Raw genomic sequence first — 16,897 nt, 5'->3', positions numbered from 1 at the left:
GCATTCTTGCATTTCAGATTTACTATTCTATTAAAATTTAGATTATATTAGCTCCGAAAAATTTACCGCTGATTTTTCTCTAAACGCCAAAAACACTTAAACCTACATAGAATGAAATCTGTACATGTATTCCTTGCTGCCTTATTTTTTATTGCTGTAAAATCATACTCTCAAGTCGAAGTAAATCAAATTACACACAATTCAAAAGAACGTTATATTACCACTACAATTGGTTATCCGGTTCAGGGAACTTACGCACCTATTGGCATGAAAGAACCAATTACCGTATTAAACCCGGACGGAACAGGTTCTATTCAGGCAGAGGATTTAAGCAAGAAAAAAATCAATTGGGGAATTGAATGTTCTGAAGAAGGTGTTGCCATTTTTAAAGAAGGTTTTAACAGCAAGTCTTATACATTCTGGTACAGACCAAACGACAGCAACGAATGGTACTATTCTCAATTCTCTATTCATTTTACAAAGAAAAAAATGTTCTTGATGGGTGAAAGAGTAAAAGCATACGAAGATTATAACGTGCAATAGACCTTTAAAAAGAGGTTTCAAATTAAATTTTTCTTGATTTTTTGTAAATTTTACAAGAAAAAAGAAAACGTTTTCGTTGATTTTTAATAGTCTATATAAATTTTCCCATAAAATTCCATAAAATAAAAAATCATACCTAAATTTTATTTAATTTGCAGTAAAATTCAATATATTAAACATGGTTTCAATCACACGACTTTTTGATTTTCCCTATTATCAACAAGAAACTTATAACCTTCCGGTTGCTCTTGCAACTAAAAAAAATGGAGTCTGGGAAAAAACATCCAGTCAGGAATATATTGCAAAAGCTAATGCCGTATCGAGAGCATTATTGCGCATGGGTGTTCAAAAAGATGATAAAATTGCCTTAATTACATCAAATAATAGAACAGAGTGGAATATCATGGATATTGGTATTTTGCAGACTGGAGCTCAAAACGTTCCTGTTTATCCAACCATCGCCGAAGAAGATTACGAATACATTTTAAATCATAGCGGCAGTATTTACTGTTTTGTTTCTGATGAAGAAGTTTTACAAAAAGTAAATGCTATTAAAGCCAATGTGCCAACATTAAAAGAAGTTTATTCTTTTAATGAAATTTCAGGCTGTAAACATTGGTCAGAATTACTGACTTTAGGTGCAGACGAAAGCAATCAAAACGAAGTTGAAGCCAGAAAAGACAGTATTAAAACTGACGATTTAGCGACTATTATTTATACTTCAGGAACTACAGGAAGACCAAAAGGTGTTATGCTTTCTCATAAAAATATTGTTTCTAATGTTTTAGACAGCGCGCCAAGAATTCCGTTTGACCCGGGAAAAAGTACCGCTTTAAGCTTCCTGCCTATCTGCCATATTTTTGAAAGAATGATTTTATACATCTATCAATATTATGGTGTTTCGGTTTATTTTGGAGAATCTATTGATAAAATCAGTGATAACTTAAAAGAAGTTCGTCCTACAGTAATTACTGCTGTTCCAAGACTTTTAGAAAAAGTTTACGATAAAATCTACGCTAAAGGAGCTGAATTAACAGGAATCAAGAAAAAACTGTTTTTCTGGGCTATCGATTTAGGTTTAAGATATGAGCCATACGGAGCTAATGGATTTTGGTATGAATTTCAATTAAAAATTGCCCGCAAACTGATTTTCAGCAAATGGAAAGAAGGTTTGGGAGGAAAATTAGATTTAATGGTTTCTGGAAGTGCAGCTCTACAGACACGTTTATCAAGAGTGTTTGCTGCGGCTGAAATTCCGGTTATGGAAGGTTATGGTTTAACTGAAACATCGCCTGTAATTGCTGTTAACGACCAGAGAAACAAAGGTTTTAAAGTTGGAACTGTAGGAAAGCCAATTCGCAATGTTGAAGTTAAAATTGCCGAAGACGGTGAAATTTTATTAAAAGGACCAAACGTAATGTTAGGTTACTATAAAGACCCTGAAAAAACTGCCGAAGCTGTAATCGACGGTTATTTCCATACTGGAGATATTGGAGAAATTGACAGCGAAGGATTCCTGAAAATTACAGATCGTAAAAAAGAAATGTTTAAAACTTCAGGAGGTAAATATATTGCACCGCAAATGATCGAAAATGCTATGAAACAATCTCGTTTTATTGAGCAGATTATGGTTATTGGTGAAGGAGAAAAAATGCCTGCAGCGTTTATTCAGCCTAACTTTGAGTTTGTAAAAGAATGGGCTAAAATCCATAAAATTACTTTAGGAGATTCTACTGCTGATATTGCTTCAAATCCAGATGTTATAAAACGTATTGATACTGAAGTAGAAGAAATAAACAAAAAATTTGGACACTGGGAACAAATCAAACGTTTTGAATTAACTCCAGATGTTTGGTCTATTGATGGCGGACAGCTTACTCCTACTTTAAAATTGAAACGTAAAATTATTAAAGAAATTTACAAAGATCTTTACGCAAAAATCTACGGAAACAATCAATAAATCAAAATAATATAACCAAACGAAAAAGGCTGTCTTTATGAGACAGCCTTTTTTACAGTTATCAGCTATCCTTTTGATAACTGTAATTAACAAAAATTAAATTCTAATTTTTAAGACACCAGTTCAAAATCTTGGCGATGTTTTTAGCATCATCAATTCCGCGGTGATGTGTTCCTTCCAGAGGAATATTCAGTAAATGAAGTGCACCATTCATTCCTTGGGATTTTGTAAGTCCAAATTTTTCTGTAAATAATGTTTTAACATTGATATGCTCGCCCCTCATAGGATATTCAATATCACGTAAACGGCATTGATTTTTAAGCATATTCAAATCGTACTGCCCATAACTTGCCCAAGTATATAAATAAGGTTGATATTGATCTTTTAACTGTTTGATCGCTTCTTCAAAACTAACGCCGTTTTTATCCAGCAAATCCTGAGTAATGGTAGTAAGTTCTGTACAAAACGGACTTACCGTTGAACGCTGCGGTTTAATTAATATTCCTTTATTTTTCGAAATTTCGCCGGTTTCTGTATCTAGTACGGCTAAACCAATTTCAATAATTTCATTTTGCTGTCCCTTCGGGACTGCACCCTGCCAGCATGTGGCTTCTAAATCGATAATGATAATTTTATTTGTAGTTTTCATTTTTTTTAAAAATTTTAAATTGAAACCATCAGCCTCTGACTAATGGTTTCTGTTGAATCTTATCTGCTTTTTTTTTTAGAAAAACATGCTTTTAAAATCCATAAAGAAACTTCTCTTCTTAGACTTTTTTTCTTTTTTTACAGCACTTTTCTTTTCAAAAACAGACTTAACTTTCTCAAATTTTTTACCTGATTTTATTTCTTGAGTTTTAGCAATTTCATAGAATTGCTTAAAAGGACGCGGTTCAAAATCAACCAAAATTGCTGCCATATTAACAGCATCAATGTTTGATAAATCTGTTTCACCTTTAAAGAACGTTTCGATAGGTCTGAACTTGTCTTTCTTCTCCTTAAACTTATTCTTTTTGGTGTGGTCGAAATCTAATCCCAATAGATTCTTAAAAACATTCAAATCATCCTGAGTTGGGTTATTTTCGAAAATGAACCAGCATAAATCACGAAGTTTTCCACGAGAGGGTTTGTACAAGTAATCGAAGTATTTACCTTCTTTTTCTATCTCGTATTTAATTCTAATTGCCTTTTTATATTGTTTTAGTGTATTGTTGTTCATGGCATTCTTTTTTTGTAATTCTTGGAAATCTCAGAAATCAAAGGCTTTTCTGGGAAATCCAATATCACAAAAGGTCAAAAACACCCTTGCTTTATTAGAGAAATATCTCTAAATAATATCAATCATTCCTTAAAATTTACCTTCTCATTCCATAGGATAATGAATTCTAAATCTGCTCTTTTAATCGAGGCAAATGAAGATTCACTAAACTCCGCTGTATCTGTTTGATCGTTATGGCTTAACCCAAATCCTATTTCTTGATTCATCCTTAATTTTTATTATTAAATTTAAAACTATCAGCATTAAATACTGATAGTTTCTAGTTTTTACTATACTGTTTTTTGCGTTCTTTAATCAATATTACTACGTTAATTAGCACAATTCTATTTTACAAGCAGTGTTATTTTACGAAGATTTCCTTCAATTGACCAATTACGTTTCCACTTCCAGAAATGGTAATTTCACCAATTTTATCAGCGATTTTTTCAACGTATTCCATCTCTTTCAATTTCCACAACATTTCGTTTTCTTCCATCAGCTTTGCCGTGTTTAGTAAACTTCTAGTTGCAGCGGTTTCTTCTCTTCTCATAATACTGTTTGCCTGAGCTTTTTTCTCAGCTACCAAAACCTGATTCATGATTTCTTTCATATCGCCTGGAAGAATTACATCTCTTATTCCTGCATCAGAAATTTTCAAACCTAAATCTTCGATTCTAGCTTTCGCTTCATCTAAAATTGCTTCGGCAATTGCATCTTTTTTACTTAACAATTCATCTAAAGTCAAACCTCCAACAAAGGCTCTTAAAGCCAATTGCATGGCTACATACAATTGTTTCTCAAAATCTTTATTTTCAGTCAAAGCTTTCATGATATCAACCACTTGGTATCTCACAAAAAAGTTGATTCTCAATCCTGCTTTATCTTTAGTCAGCAATTCCTGGCCGGAAATCTCCAATTGCTGTTGTCTTGTATCAACGGTTTTTACTTCTATTGTAATCGTGTTATTCCAGAAATAATGTGTTCCGGATTTCAATTCTTTCACGAAAGTGCCATTCACAAAAAGCAAAGCTTTGTCATTGCTCGCTACAATAAACTTTCTTATGAAGAATCTCAACTTAGCGTTTTCCAATAAGTTTACTGGAATGTTTTCTGTAATTTCAATCTTAGACAAATCTGCTTTAATGAATTCATTTTTTACAACTCCTTTCCAAAAAGCATACTTTCCTGGCACCAAGATTTCTTTAAAGTTTCCTTTCACGAATTGTAATACAATTTCGTTATCGGCAACCTCAACCACTTCCAAAAGAGAGGCTAATACTTCATTTTGCAATAAAATATCCAACTCAAAAGGAGCCTGAAAAGATCCATTTAGATCGTAAATCATGACATTTTTGTCTCCAAAAATCCAGTGTAATCCTTCTTCTAATACTTTAATTAATTTTCTATTTTCGAATACCAAGCCTACTTGGAAATTTTCGATTTTAATTCTTTTTATCATGGTTATGTTTTTTTTAGTTTTGTTTCAAGTTTAAAGTTTCAAGTTCTGAAATCTATAACCTCTATTATCTTTTATCTTTTATCTTTTTTCTTTTTTCTATTCTCTTTCTTCTTAATAAATAAAAAAAAACCTTTTTGTCTTTCTCCTCTAAGAAAAACGGACGAATAGTTTGTTCTTTGTCTGTCTGAATTGTTTCTGATTCTATTTTATTGAGAGAATCCCCAAATTCTCTTAACAATCAAATCAAAAAGAAAACAAACTTTTCAAAATACATTTCTATTGGCACTGGCTTTATCAGAGTGTGAAACTTCGAATCTACAATCCTAATTTCACTGACAAAGACAAATCAGTTTTTTTCTAATGGTCATCTTTTTAAGAGTGATGGTCTCTACTGTTGACAGATTTTCAGTCTGTTGACTTAAACCGGACTCGTCCAACCAATCGAAATTGGTGCAGGATTCGAACCTGCGTAAACACTCTAATGCTCTATCCTATTGAGCCACCGCATTACTGCGAGTGGGATTCGAACCCACAACCCTTAGATCCCTTGTGTGAGATAGTTTTATGGAAAACCATCAAAACCTCCAAACCAAGCTGCATAGTAAAACATAATACGCTTTCGCGAAAAGTCTGCTACAATAGTGCTATACCGAAACACCCAACAAGGCTTGTTTGATATTTTTACTCAAAGTTTCCTTTGATGTCATTTCATTTTATTAAAGAACGTTTTGTTTCTTGAACAAAGATTCAAATGATCCTACGCAATTATTCTGCGTAGAAAATAAAATCTGTATTTTTTGTACAGGAAGAGAGACTCGAACTCTCAGAAAACTGATCCTAAATCAGTCGCGTCTACCAATTGCGCCATTCCTGCTTTTTTTAAGGTTTTAAGTTGCTAAGTTTTTTACTTTTATAACTTTAGGTCTCAGTAACTTAAAAATTAATTCATTTGTCTGGGAAGCAGGATTCGAACCTGCGACCTCCCGCGTCCAAGGCGGGTAAACAACCTCCGTTATCTTCCCAGTTTTTTTAACTCTCAATCTTTTCCCTTAGTTCCTTAGCGACTTAGCACCTCAGCACCTTTGTAAAAAATAGCGGCTCATACGGGAATCGAACCCGTTTCTCCCGAGAGACAGTCGGGAAGGTTAGCCAGTAACCCCGATGAGCCAGTTCCTTCTAGAGAACGAGCGATTTCGGGTGGAATCGAACCACCAACCTTTTGATTAACAGTCAAGTGCTCTGCCAATTGAGCTACGAAATCAGTAATTTTTGGGCATAAAAAAAGCACCCGATTAAAGGTGCTTACAAGATTTATAAGGATATATGTATCCTATTGTCCATGTTCATGCACCTGTATTTTTATACACCCAAGATCTAGGCTCGGACATTGTGATTCTATTCTATATGCGAAATTGAATTTCATTTTATATGCTGTATTATATTTTAAAATCGTTGTTATTTGAAAACCGTTGTTCTGATTTTCTTCGGCAAAGATAAAGTCGAAAAAATCAATTCTCCAAATTTATTTTTCAATTATTTCACTGACTATTAATTAGTTAAACTTATATTTTAAGCAAAGAAATCCCTGTCCGCAAACTGGTGCAGATTTTTTTTTCGTATCAAATGACTGTCTCTCACCCAATTACTTTTCAAGATTATATTTCACTATTTTTATTAATCATTAAACATTTGGTCAATTATTTTTTTGATTTTTTTTAGTTACGTTGTAATATTCTATCATTTTCTTGTCACACTGAGCAAAGTCGAAGTGCTTTTTATTCTAAATCAAAGTATCTTAAACAAAAAAAGCGTCCTACTTTGAGGACGCTTTTCTATTTTATGATGAGTTTGACTCTAAATTTTACATTCTAATTTCATAAAAATACATATTGCATCCTGATACTTTAGCCGGAAGTGATCCTGCTAAATGGTCAAAATATTTTGCTGCTGAAAGTGTCATATGTATTTTTCTATTTTTAATTACGGGAACAAATGTAGCTTTTTATTTCACAATTTAACAAAATTTGTTAAAAATTTTAAAAAACAAACATTTTCCCCTTTTATGAAATGGTCATTTTTACTGCTAAAATATGCTTACAGATTCCTCTTTTTCCTTGATATGCCGTAAACCAATCGCAGGTACATTTTTGAGAATTACTGTCGATTATTACTTTATGCACCACGCCTGAGCCTTTTACTTTTGCTTCGATATAATCTGCTCTGCGTTCTGTAATTTCCACTTCTTCATTATCAATTAATTTTTTGGCATTTTTAAGTCTTGGATTTAAAGACAAAATTCTTTCTGTTTTAAACGGAAGACGTCTGTAAAAATGTGCTTTTTCACTTAAATCATATCCTAACAATCCCATTGAAGATAAATTAGAAGTCAGATTATCCATCGTTCCAAAATCAATATCATTCTCTATAGAAAGCATTGTTGGGTCAAACATTTCGTTTGATTTCAGCAAACTATTTAAACCATAAACCCATTCCATTGGCAAATTTTCAGTCATCGTTTCCAGTACATTTCCTTCTCCTGAAAATCCGCGATAAGAATCTGGAGAAAATGCCATTAATAACTGCATTTTTCCAAACTCGCATACAATCGAACAGGTTTGTTTATCTGATGATTCGTAAACGAAGATTTTATCGACTATTGAAAGAATTCCTTCTAACAAACGCAGTCTTTGTACACCACCAATTCTAACACTGTCGGCAGTTGCTAAAGTCGAAAACATAAATTTTCCAGCTCTTTTTGTAATAAAGAAATCGCCTTTTACGCTTCCCTTTGGCAGACTTTGAAATAACTGAATGGTTTGAATTTTATTAAGTTCGAATTTCAAATCCATATCAGCTAAATACAACTGAACGCTCGTTAAACCTTTTATCCATCTTGGCGGCAGTGTAACTTTTTTCTCTACTACTTTTGCTTTGCTGGTTATAACCTGAACATCCTGTTGACCAACAGCTAAGGTTACTTTTTCGTTTTTTTGAATGGCGTTTAAAGCATTCAGCATTGGATCGTTAAAATCGACGTTTGTTGTCCCATTTGCTATAAATTCGCCGTCTACAGCTTCGGGTTTCATATCTAATCGTACGTAAACGCCGTTGCAGGAAGAAAATCCTTCAAAACGAAGCCTTTCTGATCCGGCAGAAACAATTGGATCGCGCAGACTTGGCGGAATTGGTCCAAAACTTGAGCGAACGACTTTGGCAATCGTACTCCAGCATTTTGCCGTAACATACGGGTCTGTAAGACTTCCCCAGAAAAAACACGGAATATTGTTTACTTCTTCTATTTCGGTTTGATGTGCCAAAACGAGATTATTAATACCTTTTGTTTTGCTGTAAGTCGAAACTCCTTTATAATTATATTCTAAATCTGTCATTTTCTTTATTTTAAAATTTGCTTAATCAACGATTTAAGCGAAGCATTATCTTTCCATTGTTCAAAAAATGCGATGGCTTTTTCTGATGGTTTTTGATTGGTTTTGATTAAAACATCGACATAATTTTCTACCATTTTTTTGAAGTTTGTCGGCAGCTTTTCTTTTACATCAAGATTAGCAAAGAAAGCATTAAAAAACTGCAGTAACGCGCTGTTATGCAAAGGCGAAATATCTTTTAAAGCAATTATACCGTCTGTTAATCTTGAAAAAGCGCCGTATTTTCCTGTGGCTGTAAAAGCGGCTTTTTCGGCAAATTTTTCAATATCGATAACTTGTTTTTCGATTAAATTAATTAAAGTTTCAGATGCCAATAAACGCAGGTCTTTCTTTTCCTGAAAGAAACAAAGTGCGAATAAAAACAAAACGTTTTCAGAAAATCTAAATTCAGGTCTGTTTATAACATCAATAAAACCTCTTAATTCCGGTTTAGAACCATCCGGAATAATACAGTTATTTAATAAAGTCATTGCCAAAGCATCTGGATTCTGCGGCGTTAAACTGTGCCAGTAAAAGGTATTTCCGGCGTAGTTTAAATTATAATCCCAGCTGTTTGATCTTTTGTAAATATCGAGACTGTATAATAAATAATTTGGCGTTTTGGTGTATTGAGGCAGTTCAAAACGAAGTTCATACCACGACGGCGATCTTTCTCTTTCTCCGGTTTTGTAGTGTTTCCATTCGTTCCATTTTTCTTTAAACGAAAATTCGGTTTGGAAAGGCGAAACCACAAACGGAACTTCTTTTAAATAGGTATTTTCAAATTCGGCAAATGTGTCGTCTGGATAAAATGTTCTTGCTGTAACTGCCCATAAAGACAGTTTTCCGCTTTCTTTTGTTGTTTTGCCTAAAGCAGCCAAAGCTTTAGAAACTAACGATTCTGAAGTAATCTCCATTTTATTAGTTGTGCCTAACGCAAACGACAATAAAGCTTTTACTTCGCCTTCGATTTGATCTAATAACGAAATAGCTTCTTCGGTATTTTCTCTTGGCATTCTGGCAATTGCAATCGCTAAATCCAGAGAGTCAATTTCTTCACCAGCTTTTTGATACGCAATTATTCTTTCTACTAAAACTTTTGGAGCTACCCAATATGGTTTATGACTTGGGAAAGAAAGCATTGGCAGTTTCGAATTGGATTCTATTTTCTGCTGTACTTTATCTAACAAAGGCTTGATTAAAGTAAGCGTATTTATTTTTAGATAATGTCCGTTTTTAGTATCAAAACTGCTCTTTATATTGGCAATTTTCTGAGACAAAAAGAATTTCATGTAATTCTTATGAACACTTTCAAAATAGTGTTTGTTAAGCTGTTTTTCGTACGGCTGCAACTGCGCGCTGTAATCGGCTGGAAATAAATCTCTTTGCTGGATATAAGTATTCATCAAAATTTCGGTATCCAAAACTTCTTCTGATGCAATGAAATTTCCAAACTGAAACAAAATTTCGTTCCAATCCTGCGGTAGAGTTACTTCTTCGGTTAAAAGCGATTCTTTTTTAGTTTCAAACTGATATTCTTCAAAACCAGAATTATCATCAGTTAATGCCTCTTCATCCAGAAACTGACTTAAACCAGATTTGATATTCCCCTGCATTAATGAAGTATACGAAGACAGTTTTTCTTTTAAAACTTTATCTTTTGCGGAAGCTAATTTTACAAGGATTTTACTTGCGCGTTCCTGCAGCGTTAAATCGGCGATTACATAAATATCAGCTATTATGGATGCAATCTGATTATTTAACTTCGGATTGGCTTTGCTTATTTTTTCTAAAATTGGCAAAGCGCTTTTTATTCCCGCTTTGCAGTCGCTTCGCATCATCATTGGCTCGAGCCATTCTAAAAATGATTTGGTTTTGAATTTTGGATGCGTGTAGATTTTCTTCACCAATTCGATTCCGTAACTCGTAATTGGCGGATACGCATTGTGCAAAAGCGAAAATATATTTTCCTGATATAAGATTAGTTCGTCTTCTGTGGCATTAAATTCTTCGATTCTTTTTCTAAAAAACGATTTAATGTTGTTATTCCATTCTTTGGTTTGAATCTGGATGGCGTTTTCGAAAAACAAAGCGCGATCCATCTTTTTTTGGTCTAATAACTCTTTGTAAATAATGGCCCAAGTGCTGAACTCATCGTATTTTTGATCGTCGTTATCTCTAAAGAAAATATTATGCAGAATAGTTTCGTAATTAAACAGCTCTGGAATATCTCTTTGATACGTTTTTTTATCTTCTAAAACCTTGGCAATAAAAACTCTGGTTTTTACTTTCGCACGCCATTCGTTGGTATTGGCAAGACATAAAGCATACAATTCCGGATTGAATTGTATTAATCCCTGTTCTTCAAACTGACGCAGAATATGGTAATTAAAACTCAGCCAGTCTGATCTTCTTACTTTTTCGAGAATAAAAGTTTCGAGCCAGTTTGGTTTTGCCCATAATAAGGTTTCCAATACATAGGGTTTAATATCGGCTTCGTCTAATAATTGCAGGGCTTCATCCCACGAATTAATATCGGCTTTGTCAAACAAGGCAATGCCGCTCAGGGTAATAATTTCTTTTTGTTTATGATCGCCTCTTGTTCCCCACGAAGAACCCCAATTGTTATTGGTTTTATTCTTTTTTAGAAATTCCGGTTCTTTTGATAAATCGATGTATTGCGTCCAGTATTTTTTATTTTTTTTGATGTGCTTTTTTAAAGCTTCGATATTTCCTTTTGAATTTTCTTTTAAAAAAGGAAGCATCAAATCGATATCTTTTGCTTTGATAATAGCGTCGTATTCCTCTAAAACAGCGGCAACGCCAGCACCTTTTACCGACTTAGGTTTTGAAGCCACGGTAACTTCTCCGCTTTCAGAATATCCTTTTTTCAGTTTTTCGTTTACTAATCTTTCGGCGGTTCTCAGGCATTCTTCGTCTGTAGCAAAACTTTTTGTCTGCGAAGTTCCTGCGGTTCCATTTTTACCGTATTTAACCGTAAATTCAAATCCTGTCACGTTTATTTCCCAGAATTTATCTGAATTTCCATCAATGTATTTGAGACTTTTTTTCATTATATTAGTATCAATTATATTCTAAACATATGTCTTATCAATCTGACTCAAAATAGTCGGGTCCTGAATTTCATCATCTTTAGCAAACAATAAAACTTTAGACATTACCTCAGCCGATTTCGGATCATCATCTGCAAATGGCAGGAACAAACGTCCTCTATGCTGTGAATGAATTGGTAAAATCGACAAATATTTACCTGGCATTTGGTGTACAACTGCACTTCCTAAATGCACGCTATACTCTGCAAGTTTTCCTTTTATGATCGCATGATTTTCTTTAATTTCCACATTTTTGACTTTAAATAATCGCAATGTTTCTCTTAGTAAAACCGCTCGCATTTCGATAGAAGAATGGCTTGCTTCCGGATCTACACCTCCAACATGAGCAATACTTACTACCAAATCAATATCGCGCATTACTTCTGAGAAAATCCTCGGATTGATATCTTCAAAAGCAATGTTTTTATAATCCTTTAACGAATGAAATTCAATCGTTTCTAAAGTCGGACTTTCTACATCTGCTGGCGAAAACCAATCGGCCATGGCATACATTTTTACCTGATAGCCTTCCTTATGGAAAACTTTCTGCAATCCTTCTTCGTAATCTACTTTCCAGCCTCTTGTTTTCAGTAATGCCAAAGTTTGGTTTGGCTGAACCTGATGACCTGCGTAACGTCTTGAAATTGATTTTTCTTTCAACTCGTCTGGCGTTGGAACATACAATTCTCTGAAAATCTGTTTAAACGGCTGTTGCACTTTATTATCAAAACAATACGATTGAAAATCAACCCAAACGCCGTTTTTATGTAAATCGAAACAATGCGCAATTCTAAAAGTCTGATTTTCGTTTAGCGAAATCATTTCTCCCAAAGCCGAAATCAGATTCCCGTCAACATAAAAACCAATCTGATTGTCATTAGAAATAAAAACCAGTTTCTCCAGATGTTTCGAAATAATCGGATGCTCAAAAAGGTTTTGCATTTCTGCGAATAAAAACTCATCTCCACGAATCATACTTTCTTCTAAACCTTTTCTCGAACGTGTCCATTGTTCACGCATCGTTTTTCTGTAAGCGGTTAATTCCAGAATGCCTTTGTCTTTTTTGTATTTGGCTGGAATCGCTTTTATTTCTTTATCACCTTTAAAAGTAACCAGATCGGCTTTTCCTTCTTTATTAATTACAAGACTTACCGTAATATCATCTAGTTTTATTTCTGTTTCTTTAGACAAAATATTCTGAACTTGTTTCGTTTCCATCGCCCATGTCAAACGAACAGGATCTGGATATCCCGCATTTCTCGCCAAATTCTCTAAAGCTACACGAATTGCCAAAGCCTCACTCGCCTGCTTCATCGAACCAAATTCTTTACTTTCTTTTTTAAACTGCTGTAAATATTCGTAACGAGATAAAATATCTTTTTCTGGACTAGTTTTACTCAAAGGCACCAATCCGTAAACTCTTAAATAATCCTGATCGCGTTTGTCTTTTACTTTTGCCGTTACTTCTCTAATTTTCAAATCGCCTGTAATCGTATCAGCATACAATCGCGCACGCCTTTGACCATTTCCGTCTGTTACATATTTGGCAGATTCGTATAAAAGTTCCCATTTTGCTTTTCCTAATTTTTTGTAAGCCGATGTAAACCAATCTTTGTCGACTGCTCCATCTTTAAAATCTTGCAGGTCTAAAGTCGAAAATCTTGCTGCTTCACTTTCCAGTTCTGAATTTGCAGCACTATAAGATGCCGTTTTGGTATGCGCATGAAACCACCAGATTCCTTCGTCCAGACCATTCCAATCCAAATAACTGCTGATAAACTTTTGCCATTGAGGTGCATAAATTGCAGTCTGAATTAGTCTTTCTTCAGAGATTTTGGCTTTTTTAATTAAAGCATTAAAACTTTCCTGAGTATCTGTTGCTAACGGATAACATCTTTTCAATAAGAAACTAAATAATTTTTGTTTCGTTAAATCGGTGTAACTCCACGAATAGATATAACCTTTGTACAAACTTGCTTTTCCGAGTGCGGTAATCAATTCGGCCAAACGATTGGCTCCAAAAATCTTCTGGAAACTCTGCACCAAATGCGTTACAGTTGTATTAGAATCTCCTCGTTTCACCTCAACATCCAAAAACGTTTCTCTGATTTTATCAATCATCGGAACCAAAAACGGAAACTTTTTAATTAAATCTTCGCTTCCAAAATGTCTGTAATGTTTGGTTTCGCTGGTTAAGACCGAAATTCTTTCAGGTTCTAAAATACCTTCGTACAATTCGCCTTCGGTAATTAATTTTTGTTCAAAAGCAACACAATACAAATGAATTGGTGGTTTTGTAACCGCGATATTTTTCTCCAAACCGTTCAATTGTCTCCATCTGTACAAATTCCAAACCTTGGCATTTTGTTCTTCTGTTAAATCAACTAAACCAATTTTATTCAGATAAATATCAAAGAAACCTTGGTTCTGCCAGCCGTTTCCGTTGTCATTGTTGTAATAATACTCATTTTTACCCGGTACATATTCAAACTCTTTTACAGATTCTGGAAGATTAGCATACAAAGTACTGCAAGCATCAATTAAGAAATCGGCTTTTTCTTCAAATGCATATTTTATTTGCAATGCGTTTAGAATATTCAAGATTGCATTATCCCAATCGTAACCTCTTTTGTTTTGGTGTGGCAATAATTCTTTATAATAAAAAACATGTTTCTCCAGAAAATCTCTCCAGATTTTTCGATCGCAATTGTTTACCATTGTCATCAAAAACAAATCTCTATTAGCAAGACCCGATTTTGTAAACCAGTTTTCCCAAACTTCATACAACGGATAATTAGTTGCTGCTAATTCTGAATTCTTATCGTCCTTGAGATTTTTTAATTGACTAAAAGTATTCCCCAATAAAACACTCGATTTGCTGTTATCGTAGTTTTCAATTTCGTATTCATAATTTCTGTTTTCTTCAAACAATTGATAAAGCTTCGCAATTTCGTCTTTAATATGCGACATCGATTTGGAAAAACCGTATTGATGTTCTTTTATCGCTTTTGCATATAACGAATCTGTTTTTGGTTTTGGCAATTCATAAGCTGAAATTTCGTTTGGCGTAAAAAATCCGTAACCGTTTTCTGCACTTAATAAATCTTGCTTTTTAGACGGTTCTAACTGTTCTATAAACTTGCTTTCCTTTTCCGTAATTTTTGGTCTTTTCAGATAATCCTGAACCCAGTCGTTTACTTTATCCGTCAGTTTGTTGTTTTTCTGAAGTTGCAACATAACATCCAACATAGACATACGCTGTTCTAAATCGCCTTTTTCTATGGTCTGATCCACAAAATTGACTACTTTTTGATCTTCTTGTTTGATTAGAATCGACGTTAGGTTTTTCTTTAAATTGGAATTTTTACGTTTAAACATTTCCTGAAAAATCGCCAGTTCCTCTTCTGTTAAACTCAAATCTTTTAAAACATTAACGGCCGAAGCCACAAGAGATTCTCCTCTGTCTTTTAAAATACGTAAGGCAAAATTTCTCTGGAATTCAGTTGGTTCTGCTTTGGTTTGATTGTTTTGATTACTGTAGTACGAATAACTATAAAAACTTCCCAATAAATTTCTGGTCAGTTTCTCTCTTAAATTGATTGAGAAACCTTCAAAATGCTGTAAAACCGCTTCTAATCTTTCGTTGTTATCGCCAACCAAATTAATGGCCGAAGCATAAAGTGTATCACGTTCAAACTTTACATTCAACCAAGAAAACACCTTTCCTTCAAAAGTTTTTTCTTTCTCGGTAATGCTTTGTGCCAGATTGTACACTTTATCAAAGAAGTTCGGATAATCCGCGTTTTCGATATAGAATTTCGATTTTGTATTCGCTTCCAGCAACATATTCATTCTAGGAACGGCAAAAGCCAAAACTTGTAGATTTTCGTCGCCTAAAGCTTTAAAATACAACGGCATTTCGATGTACGGATCGTTGGTTTCTCCTGCAAATTTCAGCGCCAAAGATTTCTTTTCGACCGAACCTTTTTCTAATAATTCGTGCAGATACGGAACGGTTTTCTCCACATCTAAAACGCCCTGAACCCAAAGCGCCATATAGACTTCATTATTGTTTTTGCTTTTAACGCCAGTTGGAATTGTTTCTGGTTTTGAAAAATAACCCGAAGCCAACTCGATAATGTTGCGAACGGTCGTTTCTTTTTCAGAATCCCAGCCTAAACCTGTCCACGTATCGATTGCTCTTACAACCGATGAAAAACGCGTTAGCTTATTATCAATAAGCACTTTAATCATGTATTGCAAAGCGCCGATACTCGTTTCGTCTAAAGCTTCGAGAATAGTCTGGCGCAAACCTTCCTGACGTTGTGCAGCTAAAAGCAGTTTTTCTACCAACTCCCAATTTTGTTGTTTTTCGCTGTTTAAAAGTGCTTTGATGATATTTCTGGATACTTTTCCATGTGTATCTTTATTGAAAATAATATCTTCAAACAATTGATAAAGCCCTTCTTTTTCAGCATCGAGTGCCGAAGACCAAACCATGAATTTATTGATCGAATTTGAAATCTCTGTATCGTAACGAATTTCATCTTCGATACTTAAATTGTAATAAAAAGTACTGCTATCCTGATAATTGTATTTGAAAGGTCCGTTGAGCAGAGAACGCAGAAAATTGATCTGATTTACAAGTAAATAACTTTTATGATTCGGCGCTCTAAAAGCTCTTCGCGAATAACCCGTCTGATACATTTTTTGAGGCAGTCTGTTCCAGGCTTCTTTTACGTACGAAGCATTTTCTTCGCCAAAAAAGTAAAGCAGTAAATCGTAGTAATTTTTATCTTCCCAGATGTTCTCTTTTACCAAAGTCGCAAACTTTTCGGCTTCTTTAGAACCTAGCGAAATATAATTGCTGTAATAATTGTCCTGAAGTTTCAAGAGTTCGAGACCAAACTCTGCCACTTCTTTTTTCAGTTTTGATCCAGAAAATAATTTAGTAACCAGATTGCTGTTTACAATTTCTTCCAGTTCTTTTTTAAATCTCTTAATCGGATTTTCGATTGCTTTACTTTTTAAAAGATCTTCTATCGTCATGGGTATTATTTTAGATTGTTTTTATTTTAGATTTTAGACTGTAGATTTTAGATTATCTTGATTGCGCCCAATCTTGATTTGATATTGCAA

8 protein-coding genes and 4 tRNA genes are annotated in these 16,897 nt (G+C 34.1%); 2 read left to right on the top strand and 10 right to left on the bottom strand.

What is annotated here, in order from left to right; translation table 11 throughout:
* Positions 1–111: 111 nt before the first annotated feature.
* Both ABD859_RS17985 and ABD859_RS17980 read left to right on the top strand, forming a co-directional pair.
* Positions 112–543: a hypothetical protein gene (locus tag ABD859_RS17985; RefSeq protein ID WP_345145965.1), complete on the top strand. Its 432-nt coding sequence runs from the start codon at positions 112–114 to the stop codon at positions 541–543.
* A 178-nt stretch (positions 544–721) separates the two neighbouring features.
* Complete coding sequence (locus ABD859_RS17980; RefSeq protein WP_345145964.1) at positions 722–2,503, top strand: AMP-dependent synthetase/ligase; 1,782 nt, start codon at positions 722–724, stop codon at positions 2,501–2,503.
* Between the two features lie 103 nt (positions 2,504–2,606).
* On the opposite strand, the gene ABD859_RS17975 is transcribed toward ABD859_RS17980, so the two are convergent.
* The 10 genes from ABD859_RS17975 to ABD859_RS17930 form a co-directional block, all read right to left on the bottom strand.
* Positions 2,607–3,152, bottom strand: a complete 546-nt coding sequence (locus ABD859_RS17975; protein WP_345145963.1) for a 3'-5' exonuclease — start codon at positions 3,150–3,152, stop codon at positions 2,607–2,609.
* Positions 3,153–3,227: 75 nt separating this feature from the next.
* Positions 3,228–3,722, bottom strand: coding sequence for a hypothetical protein (locus ABD859_RS17970; RefSeq protein ID WP_345145962.1), 495 nt, complete (start codon positions 3,720–3,722; stop codon positions 3,228–3,230).
* Positions 3,723–4,122: 400 nt separating this feature from the next.
* Positions 4,123–5,220, bottom strand: coding sequence for a slipin family protein (locus ABD859_RS17965; RefSeq protein ID WP_345145961.1), 1,098 nt, complete (start codon positions 5,218–5,220; stop codon positions 4,123–4,125).
* An 800-nt stretch (positions 5,221–6,020) separates the two neighbouring features.
* Positions 6,021–6,094, bottom strand: a tRNA-Leu gene (locus ABD859_RS17960).
* Between the two features lie 78 nt (positions 6,095–6,172).
* Positions 6,173–6,244 (bottom strand) — tRNA-Pro (locus tag ABD859_RS17955).
* A 71-nt stretch (positions 6,245–6,315) separates the two neighbouring features.
* Positions 6,316–6,388 (bottom strand) — tRNA-Asp (locus ABD859_RS17950).
* Positions 6,389–6,408: 20 nt separating this feature from the next.
* A tRNA-Asn gene (locus tag ABD859_RS17945) sits at positions 6,409–6,481 on the bottom strand.
* 799 nt (positions 6,482–7,280) lie between these two features.
* Positions 7,281–8,609, bottom strand: coding sequence for an SWIM zinc finger family protein (locus ABD859_RS17940; RefSeq protein ID WP_345145960.1), 1,329 nt, complete (start codon positions 8,607–8,609; stop codon positions 7,281–7,283).
* Positions 8,610–8,614: 5 nt separating this feature from the next.
* Positions 8,615–11,719, bottom strand: coding sequence for a DUF6493 family protein (locus ABD859_RS17935; protein ID WP_345145959.1), 3,105 nt, complete (start codon positions 11,717–11,719; stop codon positions 8,615–8,617).
* A 21-nt stretch (positions 11,720–11,740) separates the two neighbouring features.
* On the bottom strand, positions 11,741–16,807 hold the full coding sequence (locus ABD859_RS17930) for a DUF4132 domain-containing protein (protein ID WP_345145958.1): 5,067 nt from the start codon (positions 16,805–16,807) through the stop codon (positions 11,741–11,743).
* Between the last annotated feature and the right edge of the window lie 90 nt (positions 16,808–16,897).

The sequence above is a fragment of the Flavobacterium ginsengiterrae genome (genome assembly GCF_039539785.1).
GTDB lineage: Bacteria > Bacteroidota > Bacteroidia > Flavobacteriales > Flavobacteriaceae > Flavobacterium > Flavobacterium ginsengiterrae.
Note: the sequence above shows the minus strand (reverse complement) of the source record. Positions and strands in the feature narration are given on the sequence as shown.